Origin of the sequence: Janibacter indicus, assembly GCF_900176385.1 — a bacterium.
Taxonomy (GTDB): Bacteria; Actinomycetota; Actinomycetes; order Actinomycetales; family Dermatophilaceae; genus Janibacter; species Janibacter indicus.
The window spans coordinates 136582-152938 of the sequence record NZ_FWXN01000001.1 but is presented as its reverse complement, the minus strand read 5'-3'; the positions used below and the strand labels follow the sequence as shown (position 1 = coordinate 152938).

Here is a 16357-nt window from a genome sequence, read left to right as displayed (position 1 = left end):
CGCGGGAGACCGTGTTGGATGGTGCCACCCGAACCAGCATTCAGGAGTCGACGATGACGAATCTGGCGAGCAACCTCGTCACCACCGCCCAGGCCCACCCGGACAAGGTGGCCATCAAGCTCGACGATGCCGAGCTGACGTGGTCGCAGCTGCACGGCCTCGCGGCCAAGGCGGCGGGCTCCCTTCGAGCTGCCGGCCTCGAGCCCGGCGACCGGGTCTCGCTGATCCTGCCCAACATCCCGGCCTTCCCCGTGCTCTTCTACGGCACCCTGCTCGCCGGTGGCGTCGTCGTGCCGATGAACCCCCTGCTCAAGGCCAACGAGATCGAGTACTTCTACACCGACTCCGGCGCGAAGTTCTCCTTCGTCTGGGGCGACTTCGCCGCGGAGGCGCAGGCCGGTGCCGAGGGCACCGACACCCAGGTCGTCGTCTCGGGCCCCGTCGGCCCGGCCGCCGACGCGCTGCCGGCCGGCGAGCCGATCACCACCCCCACCGAGCGTGCGGGCGACGACGACGCCGTCATCCTCTACACCTCCGGCACGACGGGACGGCCGAAGGGGGCTCAGCTCACCCACGACAACCTCAACCTCAACGCCCAGCGCTGCGCCGAGGACATCATCGGGATCCAGCCCGACGACGTCATCATGGGCTGCCTGCCGCTCTTCCACGTCTTCGGCCTGACCTGCGGGCTCAACGCCGCGGTCCGCCAGGGCGCGACCCTGACCCTCATCCCCCGCTTCGACCCGGGCAAGGCGCTCGAGGTCATCGCCCGCGACCAGGTGACGATCTTCGAGGGCGTGCCGACGATGTACGGCGCGATGCTCCACCACCCGGCGGTCTCCGAGACCGACACCTCGAGCCTGCGCACCTGCGTCTCGGGTGGTTCGTCCCTGCCGGGCGAGACGCTGCGCGAGTTCGAGGAGACCTTCAAGGTCAGCCTGCTCGAGGGCTACGGCCTGTCCGAGACCTCGCCGGTCGCCTCCTTCAACATGCTCGACAAGCCGACCAAGCCCGGCACGATCGGGCGCGCGATCCCCGGCTGCGAGATGAAGCTCATCGGCGAGGACGGCCAGGCGGTCGGCCCGGGTGAGGGCGTCGGCGAGATCGCGATCCGCGGTGACAACGTCATGAAGGGCTACTGGAACAAGCCCGAGGCGACCGAGGCCGCGATCCCGGACGGGTGGTTCCGCACCGGCGACATCGCGAGCGTCGACGAGGACGGCTACTACACGATCGTCGACCGCAAGAAGGACCTCATCATCCGCGGCGGCATGAACATCTACCCGCGCGAGATCGAGGAGGTGCTCTACACCCACCCCGACGTCCTCGAGTGCGCGGTCGTCTCCGTGCCGCACCCCGAGCTCGGCGAGGACGTCGGCGCCGCGGTCTCGCTGCGCGAGGGTGCCTCGGGTGACCTCGAGGAGATCAAGCAGTACGTCAAGGACCGGGTCGCGGCCTACAAGTACCCGCGCACCATCTGGGTCCTCGACGAGCTGCCCAAGGGCCCGACGGGCAAGATCCTCAAGCGCGAGATCCACGCCCCGCAGGCCTGACGCCCCCTCGTCCCTCGACCCGCTGGCCGGGAAAACCGGAGATGACCGTGCAATTGCGCGGTCATCTCCGGGTTTCCAGGCCATTCGCGGTTTTCCCGCCGGGGCGGGTGGCTCAGCCGGCGGCGAGGTCGGTGAGTGCCAAGGCAAGATCCGTCGTGGTCCGCACCGCTGCCACGGCGGACGAAGGCGGTGTCCTGAGGCGCGAGGAACGAGCCTCGAAGGGGCGAGCCCCCGCCAGTCCGCACGCCGGTGTGACGACGACGTCCGCGAGCGCGGAGACCGGCAGGCCGATCCGCTGCCAGGCTCCGACGAGCCGCTGCCGTGCCGTGCGCCAGTCGCCGCCGGTCGTCGGCACGGCGCCCGCCCACAGGATCACGCCCGCCTCGACGGCCTCGGCGATCTGCTCCCAGCGGGCGCCGTCGAGCAGCGAGGTGTCGAGCGAGATGCCACGAGCACCGCTCTCCCGCACCAGCTGCACCGGCACGTCGCCGGCGCAGCAGTGCACGAGCGTCGTCCGCTCCCCTGCTGCGGCGAGCACCTCGCGCAGCCCGTCACGGACCTCCGAGCGGTCGACCGCGCGCAGCGTGCCGTAGCCCGAGGCGGTCGGCAGCCGCCCCTCGAGCACCGCCGGCAGCCCCGGCTCGTCGACCTGCACGATGATCTCGGCACCGGGCACGAGGCGCTCGACGTCGGCGATGTGCGCACGCAGCCCCTCGGCGAGCGACCCGACGAGGTCGCGCCGCGCACCGTCGTCGGCGACCGCCCGCTCACCGCGCGGCAGCTCGATGGTCGCGCCGAGCGTCCACGGCCCGGTCACCTGGACCTTGAGCGGGCCGGACCAGCCGTCGTAGGCCTCGGCGAGCTCGTCGAGGTCCTCGCGCAGGAGGGCGCGGGCCCTCCCTTCGTCATGGCCCGGACGACCGGCGAATCGCCACCCGTAGGGCTGGGTCTCGACGTGCAGACCCTCGAGCAGCGCCGCGGCCCGGCCGACCATGTCGGCGCCGACGCCCCGCGCGGGCAGCTCGGGCAGGTGCGGGATGCCGTCGCCGAGCAGGTCGCGGACGGCGACGACCGCCTCGCGCGATCGCGTGCCGGGCCACGACCCGACACCGGACGCCCGGGTCACGCGCTCCTCCTCGCGGCGCGCCCGGCGCGGGCGATGGTGCCCGAGCCGACGACGCGGGTGCCGTCGTAGAGGACGATCGACTGGCCGGGGGCGGCGCCGCGCACGGCCTCGTCGAGACGGACCACGAGACGCAGACCCCCTTCGGCAGCAGCGTCGGGCACGACCTCTGCAGTGGCGGGGATCTCCTCGCCGTGGGCCCGGATCTGCGCACCGAGCCGGTGCCGCCCGGAGGCCGCCGGGCCGCACCAGCGCACGTGGTCGGCCTCGATCTCGTCGGTGCCGAGCAGGTCCGAGGTGCCGATGAAGACCCGGTTGGACGCCGCCTCGACCCGCGTGACGTAGCGCGGCTGCCCGTCGAGGTCGGACCGGTCCAGGCCCAGCCCGCGGCGCTGGCCGACGGTGAACCCGTAGGCACCGCGGTGCTCGCCGACGACCTCGCCGGAGCCCTCGTCGACGATCTCGCCCGGCTGCTCGCCGAGCCGCTGGGTCAGCCAGCCGCGGGTGTCGCCGTCGGAGATGAAGCAGATGTCGTGGCTGTCGGGCTTCTTGGCCACGGCGAAGCCGCGCGCGGCGGCCTCCTCGCGGATCTGCGGCTTCGTCGTGTCGCCGAGGGGGAAGAAGGCGCGCGCCAGCTGCTCCTCGTCGAGCACCCCGAGGACGTAGGACTGGTCCTTGGCGGAGTCGACGGCGCGGTGCAGCTCGCGGCCGTGGGGCCCGTCGACGATCTGTGCGTAGTGCCCCGTCGCGACGGCGTCGAAGCCCAGCGCCAGCGCCTTGTCGAGGAGCGCGGCGAACTTGATCTTCTCGTTGCAGCGCAGGCAGGGGTTGGGCGTGCGGCCGGCCTCGTACTCCGCCACGAAGTCGTCGACGACGTCCCGGGCGAAGGGGGTGGCCATGTCCCAGACGTAGAAGGGGATGCCGAGCCGATCGGCGACCCGGCGCGCGTCACCGGCGTCCTCGATGGTGCAGCAGCCGCGGGCGCCCTCGCGCAGGGTCTTGGCGTTCTTGGCCAGGGCGAGGTGGACCCCGACGACGTCGTGGCCGGCCTCGATCATCCGGGAGGCGGCGACCGCTGAGTCGACGCCTCCGCTCATCGCGGCGACGACGCGCATCAGGCGGCCCCGCTGGCCCGTCGCGCGCGGGCGATGGCCTCGGGCAGGGCGGCGAGCACGGCGTCGACGTCGGCCTCGGTGGAGGTCCAGCCGAAGGACACGCGCAGGGAGCCGCGCGCCTCCTCCTCGGAGCGCCCCATCGCGAGGACGACGTGCGAGGGCTGCGGGATGCCGGCCTGGCAGGCCGAGCCGGTCGAGACCGCGACGCCGGCGGCGTCGAGCAGGTAGAGCATGGAGTCGCCCTCGCAGCCCGGGATGGTGATGTGCGCATTGCCCGGCAGGCGGGTCGTCACGTCGCCGGGCTCCCAGCAGCCGGTGACCCGGATGCCGAGGTCGAGCGCCTGGGTGCCGGCGAGGAAGCGGTCGCGCAGGGCGCCGACGCGGGCGGCCTCGGCCTCGCGCTGCTCGACGGCCTCGGTGAGGGCGACCGCGAAGCCCCGGATGGCCGGCACGTCGAGGGTGCCCGAGCGCACGCCGCGCTCCTGCCCGCCGCCGTGGCTCAGGGCGACGAGCCGGGCGTCGCGCTTGGCGACGAGCGCCCCGATGCCGAGCGGCCCGCCGAACTTGTGCGCGCTGACGCTCATCAGGTCGATGCCGCTCGCGGCGAAGTCGACGGGAAGGTGGCCAGCGGCCTGGACCGCGTCGCTGTGGAAGGCCAGCCCGTGCTCGTGGGCGATGGCCGCCATCGTGGTGACGTCCTGGACGGTGCCGACCTCGTTGTTGGCCCACATGACGGAGACGAGCCCGACGCTCGCGGGGTCCTCCTCGATCGCGGCACGCACGGCATCGGGCTGGACGGTGCCGCACTCCCCCGGCGCCACGAAGGTCGCCTGCGCGCCCTCGTGCTCGACCGCGTGGTCGACGACGTCGAGGACCGCGTGGTGCTCGACACCGCTCACGACGACCCGATGACGAAGGGGGTCCGCCGCCCGTGCCGCACGGAGCGAGCCGGTGATGGCGAGGTTGTCGGCCTCGGTCCCGCCGGAGGTGAAGACGATCTCGCTCGGTCGCGCACCGAGGGCGGCGGCGATGCGCTCGCGCGACTCCTCGACGACCCGGCGCGCGTCGCGGCCGGGGCCGTGGAGGCTGGAGGCGTTGCCGGTGAGCGCGAGCTGCTCGACCATCGCCTCCCGGGCAGCGGGAGTCATCGGCGTGGTCGCCGCGTGGTCGAGGTAGGTGGTCATCGGATGAAGTCTACGAGCCGACGGTCGGGTCGGGTCGCCCCGTCGTCACTGTGCCGACCGATGGTTGTGTGTTGAACCGGTAGTCCTGGGCGCCGGCGCTCGCTGAGGAGCGTCGCCGGCGCCCAGGGCTACCAGTTGCACACACCCCGCGGGACGACGAGGTGCGACGTCGCGCCGCCGCCGTCGAAGTAGGCGACCGAGCGCACGAGAGAGCCGGCGGCGCCGATGGGCAGCAGCTGACCAACCTCACCCCAGACACCGGGCAGCCAGTCGGGCCCGTTGGCCAGACCGGAGAGCGGGGGCGAAGGGGGCCGGCCTGGTCCGCGAGGACGTCACCGCCGTGCAGTTCCAGATGGGCCTGGCCGTCACCACCCGCCCCCTGCCGGCGGCCGCCCACGCCCTCGTGCCCGATGTCGGCGGCTGGCTCGTCGAGGTCTACCTGCGCGGCCTGCGCCCGGACTGACGTCGCGGAATGCCTACGCCGGAAGCTCGGGCGGGTTCATGCAGACCCGGCAGCGCATCGGCACCTCGGTCGGCATCGCCGTCATCACGTCGGCGACCTTCGCCGTCGTCGGCGCCACCGGCAGCCGGCCCGCCGCCCTGAGCACCGGCTTCGGCCTCATCGGCGTGGTCATGCTCGTCGCACTCGTCGTCGCCGTCCGCGACCGGCGCGAGGTCGAGGTCACCCCACCGGCCTGAGTCACTCGGACACCTGGCGGCCTTGCTGTCACCCGGTTGCCCGGAGAAGGGGGACCAAGTGACACCAACGCCGCCGGGCCGGGGATCCCAGCGTCAGTGCGCCTGGTGCTCCATCGAGTCACAGGTCCGCTCGCGCAGGCCCACGGTCTCGAGCTGGATCGTCGCGTGGTCGAAGGAGACGGGGAAGTGCTCGCGCAGGCACTGCCGGATCTCCTCGAGGATCCGCGGCGCGTGCCCCGACTCGAAGCACCCGTCATCGATGACGACGTGCGCGGAGATGACCGGCAGACCGGTGCCGATCATCGAGGCGTGCAGGTCGTGCACCGCGCGCACGTGGTCGAGCTCGAGGACGTGGGCGCGCACGACGTCGAGGTCGACCTCTCGCGGGGCGAACTCCATGAGTACCCGGGTCGCCTCCCGCAACAGGCCGACCGCCCGCGGGACGATGAGCGCGGCGATGAAGAGCCCGGTGATGGTGTCGGCCCGGCTGAACCCGGTCGTCGTGATGACGATCGCCGCGACGATGACCCCGAGCGAGCCGAGCGCGTCGACCACGACTTCGAGGAAGGCCGCGCGCATGTTGAGGTTGGCTCCGCGCCCGGAGGCGAGGACAGCCATGGCGACGAGGTTGGCGAGCAGCCCGAGCACGCCGAAGACGAGCAGCTGCGGCCCCGGCACCTCGGTCGGCTCGACGAGGCGGCGCACCCCCTCGATCGCGGCGTAGAGCCCGACGACGATGAGCAGGCAGGCCTGGCCGAGCGCCGCGATGACCTCGATCCGCGCGAAGCCCCAGGTGCGTCGGCTGCTCGGGGGCCGCAGCATCATCGCCGCGGCGACGAGGGCGACGAGCAGCCCGGCCGAGTCGGCGAGAGCGTGCGCGGTGTCGGTGAGCAGGGCGAGGCTGCCGGTGACGAGCGCCCCCACCGCCTGGGCCACGACGACGAGCGCCGTGATCACGAAGGCGATGGCCAGGCGGTTGCGCAGCCCGCGATCGGCACTGCCGGCACCGCCGGCGGCCGGCGCGTGCGTGTGGGAGTGCCCGCCGCTCACGCCGCCTCCTCCGCCAGCGCCTCGGCGCAGCGCAGCAGCTCGCGCAGACCCTCCGGATGACGAAAGGAGAACCAGCTGGCCCTCCCTTCGGCCCGGACCTGCACGAGACCTGCATCGCGCAGGCAGGCCAGGTGCACGCTCACCGTGGACTGCGCCAGCCCCATGTGGTCGACGAGGTCGCGCACCCGGTGCTCGCCGCTGCGCAGGTGCTCGAGCAGCGCCAGCCGGGTCGGCTCGGACAGCGCGTGGAAGACCAGCGTTAGCTCATTCATCGCCATATGACGATGTTATACCCAGAAAGCGATCATCCGCCCCGAGGGTCATCAGGTGGTCACGTCGTGCTGCATCCTCGCGGCCATGCCGCACGAGTCGACCACCAGACGCCGACGGCCCGCCACGCGCGAGCGTGACGGGCCGTCGGGACGTGTCGGCCTACTGGCGACGTCACATATTCGAACTGCACGAATAGCTCGTGCTCGCGAGCATCCGAGGCCGTTAAGCCCTGCCAGTTCCGCTCCCCACGAGTCCAGTGACCGCGAGGCCGAAGTAGGTCATGCCAGCCGCCACACGGCCGACCACTCGAGGCCGTCGCTGGACCCGCCGCAGTCACCGAGACCCTCCCTCATTGTCGACACCTCATCTTCTTCGCTCCGGTCGATGGTGCGGTACATCGTTGCTCGGTGGTCAATGAGACGCCTTTCCCCGCTCATGATCGAGCGACTCTCCCTGGCTGCAGGTAGGTGTCGCGGTCTGAACCGAGAGGGGTGCGCCCGGTCGGGGCCGTTTGGATCGCTGCCGCTACGTCAGAGTCCGAAGGCTCCGCCGCTGACGAGGATCACGATGCCGAGGCCGATGAGAACGATGGGGAAGAGGATGTGCTCCCAGCGTTCGAGCACTTCGGCGATCGGGGGGCGGGTGGCGACGAACTTCGCCAGGGCCACCAGGACCGCGACGAGCGCGAGGAAGACGATGCAGTAGGCGACTACTGCGAGAGGTTCCACGCTGAGGAAGACAGGGGTGTAGACGCCGATGTTGTCGCCGCCGTTGGCAAGGGTGACGCCTGCGACTGTCCACACGCCGACCTTCTTGCCGGCAACCTTGGCCTCGTCATCATCGTCGTCATCGTCTCCGCGCCAGGCCTGCCATGCGGCCCAGAGGCCGAGGCCCAGAGGAATGAGACCGAAGTACGGGATGGCTGCCGAGGGCAGGAATGCTCCGGCGCCGATGGTCACCAGGACCGCGGCACCGAGGATGCCGGCGAACCCGAGGTACTGGCCGGCCAGAATGCGGGCGGTAGTGCCGCGCTGGCCTGCCCCTCGCGCGAAGAAGAGGGAGAGCACGATGATGTCGTCGATGTTGGTCGCTGCGAACAGGCCCATCGCCTGCAAGACCGAGGTGAGGATCATGCGCCCTCCCCAGCTGCGTCGCATCCGGGAAGCGAGCAGGCGGGATCGATGCACGGGGCGTCTTCGTCCACTGCCAGGGTGGCATCGACCAGTGCCGTCAGCGCCTGCGCCAGGTGCGAATCGGCGATCTCATATCGTGTCCGACGACCCTCGGGCTCGGAGACGACGATCCCGCAATCGCGCAGGCATGCCAGGTGGTTGGACACGTTCGGGCGTGTCAGGTCCAGATCTCGGGCCAGTTCCGCCGGGTAAGCGGGATGGTCGAGCAGGGTCAAGATGATCCGGGATCGAGTGGGGTCGGCCAGTGCACGACCCAGGCGGTTCATCACGTCGAGACGCGAAGCAATAATCAGCATGCACTGAACTATACAGCGCGCACTGAACACTCGGTCGCAGGCGTCAGCCTAGCTAGGGCGACTCCCTGGTCGGACCATAAGTCAGCCAGTTCGCTCCGGCCTGCTCCGCCCACAGTTGAGCCGTGTTGGGGAGAATCCCCAGAATGCTCGCGATGACCGCGGGCGGCACACTGGCAACATTTCGTATTCGAAGAGCGCGAGTAGGTCGCGAATGGCTAGCAAATTGGGTACCTCAAGCCTCTTGGCTCAGGTCCGTTGCCAGGGCATCGACCCGGGAAGTGATGTCGTCGCGGATCAGTGCCATGCGCTCGTGGCCCTCGACGCCTCGAGTGGAGGGTTCATCGGTGATCCACCGGTCGATCTGGGCATTGCCCGGATGGTCGATGTGTGCCTCTTCGCCGAGGATGATGACGCGGTCGACGGTGTCGAGCAGGGCAGGGTCGATGGGCTTGGGGTGCTCACCAGTGACGCTGGCCCCGACCTCTTCGAGCGAGGCGACGGACGCTGCGTTGAGCATTCCGCCGGGGCGGGTGCCGGCGGAGTACACGTCGACGGCTTCGCCGTGGCGCTGGCGCATGAGGGCGGCAGCCATCTGGGACTTGCCGCCGTTCTTGACGCATACGAAGAGCACGGATGGGCGCGCGCTCACGAGCTGGCCTCAACTTGCTCGATGCCGAGGGAGTCGAGGAGTTCGCCGACTCGCGCTCGGATGTTGTCGCGGATCGGGCGCACCGCTTCGACGCCCTGCCCGGCTGGGTCATCGAGCGTCCAGTCCTCGTAGCGCTTGCCGGGGAAGATCGGGCAGGTGTCACCGCAGCCCATCGTGATGACGACGTCGGAGGCCTCGACGGCTTCGGTCGTGAGGATCTTGGGCGTCTCCGCAGACAGGTCGATGCCCTCCTCGAGCATCGCTTCTCGGACGGCAGGGTTGATCGTGTCGGCGGGTGCCGATCCGGCCGAACGCACCTCGACAGCGCCGCCAGAGAGAGTGCGCGTGTAGGCGGCGGCCATCTGGGAGCGGCCGGCGTTGTGTACGCAGACGTAGAGGACTGAGAGTTGGTCGGTCATGTGGGCTCCAGAGGGTGGGAGAGGTCAGGCGAGGACGTCACGAAGGAGGCGGGTCACCCGCTGTTGGATGTCATCCCGGATGTCCCGCACGACGTCGAGTGGTTGGCCGTCGGGGTCGGCGACGTCCCAGTCCTCGTAGCGCTTGCCGGGAAAGACCGGGCAGGCGTCGCCGCAGCCCATGGTGACGATGACGTCTGCTGCCTGGACGGCGCTGTGGGTCAATGGCTTCGGGTATGGCGCGCTGAGCGGGATGCCACGCTCAGCCAGGGCGTCGAGGACGGTGGGGTTGACCGTGTCCACGGGTTCGGACCCGGCCGAGCGCACATGGACCTTGCGGGCAGACAGGTGCTCGGTCAGGGCGGCCGCCATCTGGGACCGCCCGGCGTTGTGCACGCAGACGAAGAGGATCTCGGGGACTTGCTTGGCGACTCTCCCTTCAGCCTGGGCCACGGTCATGAGCTGCTCGCGTGCCTGCTTCGCGACGAAGATCGGCAGGTACTGCGTGATCGTGGCGCGCGGCTCGAGCAGGGCGCGGGCCTCGTGCACGACTGTGGCGATGGTCTCGGGTGAGAAGACCCCGTCGTAGGCGTAGGTCAGGTCGTCGATGAGTCGGTCGTACGTGTCGGGCGTGTGGGGTGCGGTACTCACGTGCGGTCCTCTGCTGGGATGCGAGATGGTGCCACGGCTGACGAAGGGTGGGGGAATCGTCGACGCAGGCCGAGGCTGACGTAGACGAGGCCGACGAGGACCGGCACCTCGATGAGAGGTCCGACGACGCCTGCGAGGGCCTGGCCGGAGGTGACGCCGAAGGTCGCGATGGCGACGGCGATGGCCAGCTCGAAGTTGTTGCCCGCCGCGGTGAAGGCGAGCGTGGTGGTGCGTTCGTAGGTCATCCCGAGTACGCGACCGGTGAGGTATCCGGCGCCCCACATCAGGGCGAAGTAGGCCAGGAGGGGCACCGCGATGCGGGCGACGTCCAGTGGGCGCGAGGTGATGGCGTCGCCCTGCAGGGCGAAGAGGACGACGATGGTGAAGAGCAGGCCGTAGAGCGCCCACGGGCCGATCTTCGGCAGGAAGGTGCCCTCGTATGCCTGCCGGCCCCAGCGCCGCTCGCCGATGCGCCGGGAGAGGTACCCGGCGAGCAGGGGGACCCCGAGGAAGATCAGGACCGACACGGCGATCTGGCCGAACGAGACGTCCAGCGCGCTTTGCTCCAGACCCAACCAGCCAGGCAGCACCGACAGGTAGAACCACCCGAGGCCCGCAAAGGCGATGACCTGGAAGATCGAGTTGAGCGCGACGAGCACGGCAGCCGCTTCACGGTCGCCGCAGGCCAGGTCGTTCCAGATGATCACCATGGCGATGCACCGGGCGAGGCCCACGATGATCAGACCGGTCCGGTACTCCGGCAGGTCGGGCAGGAAGGCCCACGCCAGGGCGAACATCAGCGCCGGCCCGACAATCCAGTTGAGCACGAGGGAGGACCCGAGCAGGCTGCGGTCACGGGTGACCGAATCAAGGCGGTCGTACCTGACCTTGGCCAGCGGCGGGTACATCATGACGAGCAGGCCGAGGGCGATCGGCAGCGAGATGCCATGCAGCTGCACAGCGTCCAGCGCGGACCCCAGACCAGGCACCCCACGACCGAGCACGAGCCCGGCGACCATGGCGATGCCGATCCACACGGGCAGGTAACGATCCAGCATCGCCAGGCGCGCGGGCGCGCGCTCGGTGGCCACCTCAGACATCGTCACGCCCGGCTCCCCTGCGGGGCGCAGCACGGCGAGGACTGCTCGAGGACGGGCAGGGACGCGGTGGCCGGCTGCGCATTCGCCGGGTTGTCGTCCTTGACGACGTAGACCTCCCACGGAGCGCCGGCCGGGTCGTGGACCCACACCTTGTCCTGGAGCGCATAGCAGCACGTCGTGTCGTCCTCGTCGAAGGTCGCCAGCCCGCCATCCGCGAGCCGGGTGCGCGCCTCGCTGACCTGCTCGGCGCCGTCGACCTCGACGCCGAGGTGGTTCAGCGCACCCCGCGGCCCACTCTCGCGGGTCGCCTCGTCGGTCTCGATGAGCACGAGCTTCAGCGGCGGCTCGGTGATCGCGAAGTTGGCGTAGCCGGGCCGGCGCTTGTGCGGCTCGACGCCGAAGAGGGTGGAGTAGAAGGCGATGGACGCCTCGAGGTCGACGACATTGAGAGCGATCTGAACGCGGCTCACGTGGGGTTCCTCCATCGGGTCATATCGACGTGTGTCGATATGCCAACCTTGGCACTGCGCATCGACGCATGTCAATATGGGGCCATGTCGATCGCCCCCTCTACCGACGGACGCACCCTCCTCAGCCAGGCGGTGGAGCGGTGCTGCGCCACCGAGGGGAGCGCACCAATCTCGCGCGAGGACGCCGAGGTGGTGGCCCGGCTGCTCAAGGCGGTGGCCGATCCTGTCCGACTGCAGATCCTGGGCATCGTGCGCTGCTCTCCCGATCAGGAGGTGTGCGCCTGCGACCTACCGGAGCCCCTCGGCCTGGCCCAGCCGACCGTGAGTCACCATCTCAAGGTGCTCGTCGACGCCGGCCTGCTGGCTCGCGAACGTCGAGGACAATGGGCATGGTTCACCCTCGTCCCCGACCGGCTCGCGCTCGCCCGCCAGGTCCTCGAAGTCTGAGCCACTCGGCTCGGGAGCGAGCGACCGACCCCGGGCACGACGACGGACGCCCCGTCACGAGGTTGCGTGACGGGGCGTGCCGGTGCGGGTCTCAACTGACCGAGACGTGCACGTGGTCGAAGTGGTTCTGCGTCGGGTCGCCGCGGTCCTCCATCGGCTTCCAGCTGCCGCCGGGCATCCAGATGCGCTGCTGCCAGATGATGTACTTGATGTTGAGCGAGCCGGCGTTGGACTGCAGCCAGGCCGCGACCTGGTCGCCGCGGGCACCGGTGACCATGATGTCGACCGCATTGCCCGAGCCGTGGTCGCCCGGGTCGCCGGCGCGGTAGCCGCCGATGTTGCTCATGTCGGGGAACTGCGTGCGCACAGCCGAGTAGACCTTCTGCGCATTGGCACCCAGACCCAGGGCGGCAGCCTGCGACGCGAAGTTGTCGGTCGCGGGGGCGGCGGCCGTCGAGCTGTTCGTCGAGCTGGTCGTCGACTCGGCCTGCGGGGCCTCGACCGTCTGCTCCTGCTCGTCGGCAGGCTCCTGCTCCTGCTGCGCCGGAGCCTCGGTCTCCTCCTCCGTCTGCTCGACGGCCTCGGGCTTCGGCGTGGGCTTGGGCTTCGGCTTCGGCTTGGGCTTCGGCTTCACGACCGGCTCGACGGCGAGGGCACCCGCGCCGTCGTGGACGTCCTCGGCCTGCTTGCCGTCGGGCGCGGTGATCGCTGCCGCGACCCGGGCGGACGAGCGCGAGGCGCTGCCGTCACCGGTGCGGTCGGAGAAGAGGTCCTCGACGCTCGTCTGGGCCGTGGCCACGCTGTCGGCGACCGGCGCGGGGTTGCCCTCGGCCTGGCTCGGGGCGATGACGAAGGCACCGGACCCGAGGACGATGCCGACGCCGGCAACGGACTTGGCGACGGTGCGGGCACCGTGGGAGCCGACCGACGACGGCAGGCTGCCCAGGCGGGACAGGGGGCTGGGGCGTCGGCTGCCGTGGCGACCGACGTAACGGGGGGAGCTCACGCGAGACCTCGTGGGTGGAAAACAGGGGAACGGGCCTCACGGCCGCGACCCACCATAGCCACAACCTCGCCCGGAAGTCACGTTTTGGTAAAGGGATGTGAAGAGGCTCTCCCCCAAGGCTGCTCGGCACGACGAAGGGGGCACGCACCGAGTTGGTGCGTGCCCCCCTTCGTGGCTCGCTGGCGCTCGCACCTCAGTGCAAGCCTTCGTCAGGGATGACCGGAGGTCACTTGCCCTTGACGGCCTCCGTGGCCTGGGGCAGGACGGTGAAGAGGTCACCGACGACTCCGAAGTCGACGAGCTCGAAGATCGGGGCCTCCTCGTCCTTGTTGATCGCGACGATCGTCTTGGAGGTCTGCATGCCGGCGCGGTGCTGGATCGCACCCGAGATGCCCGCCGCGACGTAGAGCTGCGGCGAGACCTGCTTGCCGGTCTGGCCGACCTGCGAGGAGTGCGGGTACCAGCCGGCGTCGACCGCGGCGCGCGAGGCACCGACAGCGGCACCGAGGGCGTCCGCGAAGGTCTCGACCGGGGAGAAGTCGCCACCGGTGCCGCGACCACCGGAGACGACGATCGCCGCCTCGGTGAGCTCGGGACGGCCGGAGGCCTTCTTCGGCTCGGACGCGGTGACCTTGGCGGCCTTGGCGTCGTCGGAGATGCTCACGGAGAGCTCCTCGAAGGCACCCGCGCCATTGGCCTGCTCCGGCGCAGCGGAGTTGGGCTTGACGCAGATGATCGGCGTGCCCTTGGTGACCTTGGCCTGGACCGTGTAGCTGCCGGCGAAGACGGACTGGGTCGTGACCGGCCCCTCCTGCACGTCGACGGCGTCGGTGATCAGACCGGAGTCGGTCTTGACCGCGAGGCGGGCACCGATCTCCTTGCCGGCGGCATTGCTCGGGATGAGCACGGCGGCGGGGGACTTCTCCTGCACCAGCTGCGCGAGGACCTCGGCCTGGGGGGCGACGAGGTGCTCGAGGGCGGCCGGGTCGGAGACGGCGTAGATCTTCTCGGCGCCGTAGCGCGCGAGGAGGTCCTTGGCGGTCTCGGCGCCGGGGCCGATGAAGACGGCGGAGGGCTCACCCAGGCGGCGGGCGATGGTCAGCATCTCCGCGGCGGGCTTCTTCACCTCACCGTTTGCGTGGTCGACGAGGACGAGGACTTCAGCCATGTCTGTTGCTCCTTGGTGTCCGGGTCGTCGCTCAGACGAACTTGTTGGTGGTCAGGAACTCGGCGAGCTTGGTGCCGCCGTCACCCTCGTCGGTGACGATCGTGCCCTGCTCGCGCGGCGGACGCTTGGTCGTCGCCTCGACGGCCGTGGCCGCGTTGGCCAGGCCGACCTGGCCGGCGTCGACGCCGAGGTCGGAGAGGCTCCACTCCTCGACCGGCTTCTTCTTGGCGGCCATGATGCCCTTGAAGGAGGGGTAGCGCGGCTCGTTGATCTGGTCGGTGACCGAGATCAGCGCCGGGAGGGAGGCCTCGACGGTCTCGCTCGCGGTGTCGCCGTCACGACGCATCTTGGCGACGCCGCCGTCGACGGTCAGCTCGGAGGCGTAGGTGACCTGCGGCAGCCCGAGGCGCTCGGCGAGCATCGCGGGGACGACACCCATGGTGCCGTCGGTCGAGGCCATGCCGGTGAGCACGATGTCGGGGGTGCCGATCTTCTTGATGGCCTCGGCGAGGACGAGCGAGGTGGCAAGGGAGTCCGAGCCGGCGATCGCGTCGTCGGAGACGTGCACGCCCTTGTCGGCACCCATCTGGAGCGACTTCTTGACGGCCTCGGCGGCGTCGGCGGGACCGATGGTCAGCACGGTGACCTCGCCCTCGCCGGCCTCGACGATCTGGAGGGCCTGCTCGACGGCGTACTCGTCGAGCTCGGACAGCAGGCCGTCCACGCCTTCGCGGTCGGTCGTGTTGTCCTCGTTGAATCCGCGGTCGGACTGTGCGTCCGGAACGTACTTCACGCAGACGACGATGTTCATCGGCGAATCGTCCTCTTCCTGGGTGAGGGGGCTGGGTACCGGGCGATCCTCTCAGCAGTCGCGCCGGTTGGGCCCGAACTGTGGGAAGGCTCCCAGTCCGCTCACGCTATCTAGCGCGACCCCAGACCTCCAACGCGGGTGAGGGTGCCCTTCACCACACCCGGCTCAGGGCGTCTCGTCCGCGACATTGGCGAGCACGTGGAAGGAAGGCTCCTCGTAGGGGTGGGCGGCGCGAAGCGCCGCGACCACCACTGCTCTTCGCGATCGCGGGAGGGCGACCTCCACCCGGTCCTCGACGACCCGCTCCGACCGACCGACCTCGCCGATCGTCGGGTTGGCCGATCCCACGGGACGGAACCTCCCTTCGCCACGCTGGACGAAGGCGCACTCGCGGTACTCCCCCACCGCCCCCGCGCCGGCGGCGAAGAGCGCCGCCAGCACCTCGTCGGTGTGGGTGGCCGGGATGTGCGCCACGAGGACGTCGAGCGGCTCGCGGGTGCTCACGTCACCACCCCGCCGGCAGGTCGAGGTCGTCGTCGGTCACGGGCACGGGCTGGCGGTGCTTGAGGACGCGGGCCGGCACCCCACCGATGACGGCGAAGGGGGGATGGCTGCCCCGGACGACGGCACCGGCCCCGACGACCGTGTGGGCGCCGATGTCGGTGCCGCGGGTGATGACGCACTTGGTCGCAACCCACACGTCGTCGCCGATGCGCACCGGGGACTTGATGATCCCCTGGTCCTTGATCGGGGTCTCGAGGTCCTCGGTGCGGTGGTCGAAGTCGCACACGTAGACGTCGTCGGCGAAGAGGCAGGCCTCGCCGATCTCGATGTCGAGCCAGGTGTTGACGGTGTTGCGGATCCCGATGACCGTCTTGGCGCCGATGCGCAGGGTGCCCTCGTGCGCCCGCAGCGCCGAGCCACCACCGATGTGCGTGTAGGCGCCCACGACGAGCCGCCCGGTGCCCGGTGTCACCTGGAACTGGACACCGGGACCGATGAAGCAGGGCCCCTCGAAGACCAGCCCGGGCGTGCGGGCCCGGGCCCGCACCATGCGCAGGTAGCCGAGCACGTGGTGGTGGCTCCAGGCGCGGTTGGCGACGACCCACCGGGCCCAGTGCCACCAGGTGAGGCGCTGCGCCGACATCAGACG

Annotated in this window: 21 protein-coding genes; 4 read left to right on the top strand and 17 right to left on the bottom strand. The window is 70.5% G+C overall.

Translation table 11 applies throughout. The annotated features are described in order from the left end of the window. Positions 1-53: 53 nt before the first annotated feature. On the top strand, positions 54-1553 hold the full coding sequence (locus tag B9B60_RS00710; protein WP_084449409.1) for a long-chain-fatty-acid--CoA ligase: 1500 nt from the start codon (positions 54-56) through the stop codon (positions 1551-1553). 112 nt (positions 1554-1665) lie between these two features. Here B9B60_RS00710 and B9B60_RS00705 read toward each other — a convergent pair whose 3' ends face one another. From B9B60_RS00705 to B9B60_RS00695, 3 genes are read right to left on the bottom strand one after another with little or no spacing between them, the layout of a single operon-like run. Beyond that, positions 1666-2679, bottom strand: coding sequence for a uroporphyrinogen decarboxylase/cobalamine-independent methonine synthase family protein (locus tag B9B60_RS00705; protein ID WP_084449408.1), 1014 nt, complete (start codon positions 2677-2679; stop codon positions 1666-1668). Continuing rightward, positions 2676-3791 carry a tRNA 2-thiouridine(34) synthase MnmA gene (gene mnmA, locus B9B60_RS00700; protein WP_084449407.1) on the bottom strand — a complete coding sequence of 372 codons (1116 nt, stop codon included), beginning with the start codon at positions 3789-3791 and terminating at the stop codon, positions 2676-2678. The genes B9B60_RS00705 and mnmA overlap by 4 nt, the downstream gene beginning before the upstream one ends. Next, entirely contained in the window at positions 3791-4975 is a 1185-nt protein-coding gene (locus B9B60_RS00695; RefSeq protein WP_084449406.1) for a cysteine desulfurase family protein, read from the bottom strand. Before B9B60_RS00695 ends, mnmA begins: the two co-directional genes overlap by 1 nt. Before the next feature lie 340 nt (positions 4976-5315). Between B9B60_RS00695 and B9B60_RS17645 the strand changes: the two genes are divergently transcribed. Together B9B60_RS17645 and B9B60_RS00690 are read left to right on the top strand one after the other, a co-directional pair. Continuing rightward, positions 5316-5438 carry a hypothetical protein gene (locus B9B60_RS17645; RefSeq protein ID WP_255494285.1) on the top strand — a complete coding sequence of 41 codons (123 nt, stop codon included), beginning with the start codon at positions 5316-5318 and terminating at the stop codon, positions 5436-5438. Positions 5439-5476: 38 nt separating this feature from the next. Next, complete coding sequence (locus B9B60_RS00690) at positions 5477-5674, top strand: hypothetical protein (RefSeq protein ID WP_084449405.1); 198 nt, start codon at positions 5477-5479, stop codon at positions 5672-5674. A 93-nt stretch (positions 5675-5767) separates the two neighbouring features. On the opposite strand, the gene B9B60_RS00685 is transcribed toward B9B60_RS00690, so the two are convergent. The 9 genes from B9B60_RS00685 to B9B60_RS00645 all read right to left on the bottom strand — a co-directional run bounded on the left by B9B60_RS00685 (position 5768) and on the right by B9B60_RS00645 (position 11772). Then, positions 5768-6724: a cation diffusion facilitator family transporter gene (locus B9B60_RS00685; RefSeq protein WP_084449404.1), complete on the bottom strand. Its 957-nt coding sequence runs from the start codon at positions 6722-6724 to the stop codon at positions 5768-5770. Next, complete coding sequence (locus B9B60_RS00680; protein ID WP_234993679.1) at positions 6721-6996, bottom strand: ArsR/SmtB family transcription factor; 276 nt, start codon at positions 6994-6996, stop codon at positions 6721-6723. The genes B9B60_RS00685 and B9B60_RS00680 overlap by 4 nt, the downstream gene beginning before the upstream one ends. A 531-nt stretch (positions 6997-7527) precedes the next feature. Then, positions 7528-8130, bottom strand: a complete 603-nt coding sequence (locus tag B9B60_RS00675) for a cadmium resistance transporter (protein WP_016997609.1) — start codon at positions 8128-8130, stop codon at positions 7528-7530. Continuing rightward, the gene (gene cmtR / locus B9B60_RS00670) at positions 8127-8486 is read right to left on the bottom strand and encodes a Cd(II)/Pb(II)-sensing metalloregulatory transcriptional regulator CmtR (protein ID WP_084449591.1); all 360 of its coding nucleotides are present in this window, start codon (positions 8484-8486) and stop codon (positions 8127-8129) included. The genes B9B60_RS00675 and cmtR overlap by 4 nt, the downstream gene beginning before the upstream one ends. A 232-nt stretch (positions 8487-8718) precedes the next feature. Next, positions 8719-9135 carry an arsenate-mycothiol transferase ArsC gene (locus B9B60_RS00665; RefSeq protein WP_143445375.1) on the bottom strand — a complete coding sequence of 139 codons (417 nt, stop codon included), beginning with the start codon at positions 9133-9135 and terminating at the stop codon, positions 8719-8721. Then, positions 9132-9554, bottom strand: coding sequence for an arsenate reductase ArsC (locus B9B60_RS00660; protein WP_084449402.1), 423 nt, complete (start codon positions 9552-9554; stop codon positions 9132-9134). The genes B9B60_RS00665 and B9B60_RS00660 overlap by 4 nt, the downstream gene beginning before the upstream one ends. 24 nt (positions 9555-9578) lie before the next feature. Continuing rightward, positions 9579-10202: an arsenate reductase ArsC gene (locus B9B60_RS00655; RefSeq protein ID WP_007928070.1), complete on the bottom strand. Its 624-nt coding sequence runs from the start codon at positions 10200-10202 to the stop codon at positions 9579-9581. Continuing rightward, positions 10199-11302, bottom strand: a complete 1104-nt coding sequence (gene arsB, locus B9B60_RS00650; RefSeq protein WP_084449589.1) for an ACR3 family arsenite efflux transporter — start codon at positions 11300-11302, stop codon at positions 10199-10201. The genes B9B60_RS00655 and arsB overlap by 4 nt, the downstream gene beginning before the upstream one ends. A gap of 2 nt (positions 11303-11304) precedes the next feature. Next, positions 11305-11772, bottom strand: coding sequence for an ArsI/CadI family heavy metal resistance metalloenzyme (locus B9B60_RS00645; RefSeq protein ID WP_084449401.1), 468 nt, complete (start codon positions 11770-11772; stop codon positions 11305-11307). 84 nt (positions 11773-11856) lie between these two features. Between B9B60_RS00645 and B9B60_RS00640 the strand changes: the two genes are divergently transcribed. Beyond that, entirely contained in the window at positions 11857-12219 is a 363-nt protein-coding gene (locus tag B9B60_RS00640) for an ArsR/SmtB family transcription factor (protein ID WP_084449588.1), read from the top strand. 91 nt (positions 12220-12310) lie between these two features. Here B9B60_RS00640 and B9B60_RS17380 read toward each other — a convergent pair whose 3' ends face one another. The 5 genes from B9B60_RS17380 to B9B60_RS00610 form a co-directional block, all read right to left on the bottom strand. Next, complete coding sequence (locus tag B9B60_RS17380; RefSeq protein ID WP_143445374.1) at positions 12311-13225, bottom strand: VldE C-terminal domain-containing protein; 915 nt, start codon at positions 13223-13225, stop codon at positions 12311-12313. A 226-nt stretch (positions 13226-13451) separates the two neighbouring features. Further along, positions 13452-14393 (bottom strand): electron transfer flavoprotein subunit alpha/FixB family protein, encoded by a 942-nt coding sequence (locus B9B60_RS00625; RefSeq protein WP_084449398.1) that lies wholly within the window; start codon positions 14391-14393, stop codon positions 13452-13454. A 31-nt stretch (positions 14394-14424) separates the two neighbouring features. Next, positions 14425-15204, bottom strand: a complete 780-nt coding sequence (locus B9B60_RS00620; RefSeq protein ID WP_084449397.1) for an electron transfer flavoprotein subunit beta/FixA family protein — start codon at positions 15202-15204, stop codon at positions 14425-14427. A 165-nt stretch (positions 15205-15369) separates the two neighbouring features. Then, positions 15370-15708 carry a YqfO family protein gene (locus B9B60_RS00615; RefSeq protein ID WP_084449396.1) on the bottom strand — a complete coding sequence of 113 codons (339 nt, stop codon included), beginning with the start codon at positions 15706-15708 and terminating at the stop codon, positions 15370-15372. Between the two features lies 1 nt (position 15709). Further along, complete coding sequence (locus tag B9B60_RS00610; protein ID WP_223277779.1) at positions 15710-16351, bottom strand: acyltransferase; 642 nt, start codon at positions 16349-16351, stop codon at positions 15710-15712. Between the last annotated feature and the right edge of the window lie 6 nt (positions 16352-16357).

What these genes read in the sequence shown, in the direction of transcription:
- B9B60_RS00710 (WP_084449409.1), top strand. Translation starts at nt 54, where the DNA reads ATGACGAATCTGGCGAGCAACCTCGTCACCACCGCCCAGGCCCACCCG.
- mnmA (WP_084449407.1), bottom strand. Translation starts at nt 3,791, where the DNA reads ATGCGCGTCGTCGCCGCGATGAGCGGAGGCGTCGACTCAGCGGTCGCC.
- B9B60_RS00695 (WP_084449406.1), bottom strand. Translation starts at nt 4,975, where the DNA reads ATGACCACCTACCTCGACCACGCGGCGACCACGCCGATGACTCCCGCT.
- B9B60_RS00690 (WP_084449405.1), top strand. Translation starts at nt 5,477, where the DNA reads ATGCAGACCCGGCAGCGCATCGGCACCTCGGTCGGCATCGCCGTCATC.
- B9B60_RS00680 (WP_234993679.1), bottom strand. Translation starts at nt 6,996, where the DNA reads ATGAATGAGCTAACGCTGGTCTTCCACGCGCTGTCCGAGCCGACCCGG.
- B9B60_RS00675 (WP_016997609.1), bottom strand. Translation starts at nt 8,130, where the DNA reads ATGATCCTCACCTCGGTCTTGCAGGCGATGGGCCTGTTCGCAGCGACC.
- cmtR (WP_084449591.1), bottom strand. Translation starts at nt 8,486, where the DNA reads ATGCTGATTATTGCTTCGCGTCTCGACGTGATGAACCGCCTGGGTCGT.
- B9B60_RS00660 (WP_084449402.1), bottom strand. Translation starts at nt 9,554, where the DNA reads ATGACCGACCAACTCTCAGTCCTCTACGTCTGCGTACACAACGCCGGC.
- arsB (WP_084449589.1), bottom strand. Translation starts at nt 11,302, where the DNA reads ATGTCTGAGGTGGCCACCGAGCGCGCGCCCGCGCGCCTGGCGATGCTG.
- B9B60_RS00640 (WP_084449588.1), top strand. Translation starts at nt 11,857, where the DNA reads ATGTCGATCGCCCCCTCTACCGACGGACGCACCCTCCTCAGCCAGGCG.
- B9B60_RS00625 (WP_084449398.1), bottom strand. Translation starts at nt 14,393, where the DNA reads ATGGCTGAAGTCCTCGTCCTCGTCGACCACGCAAACGGTGAGGTGAAG.
- B9B60_RS00620 (WP_084449397.1), bottom strand. Translation starts at nt 15,204, where the DNA reads ATGAACATCGTCGTCTGCGTGAAGTACGTTCCGGACGCACAGTCCGAC.
- B9B60_RS00610 (WP_223277779.1), bottom strand. Translation starts at nt 16,351, where the DNA reads ATGTCGGCGCAGCGCCTCACCTGGTGGCACTGGGCCCGGTGGGTCGTC.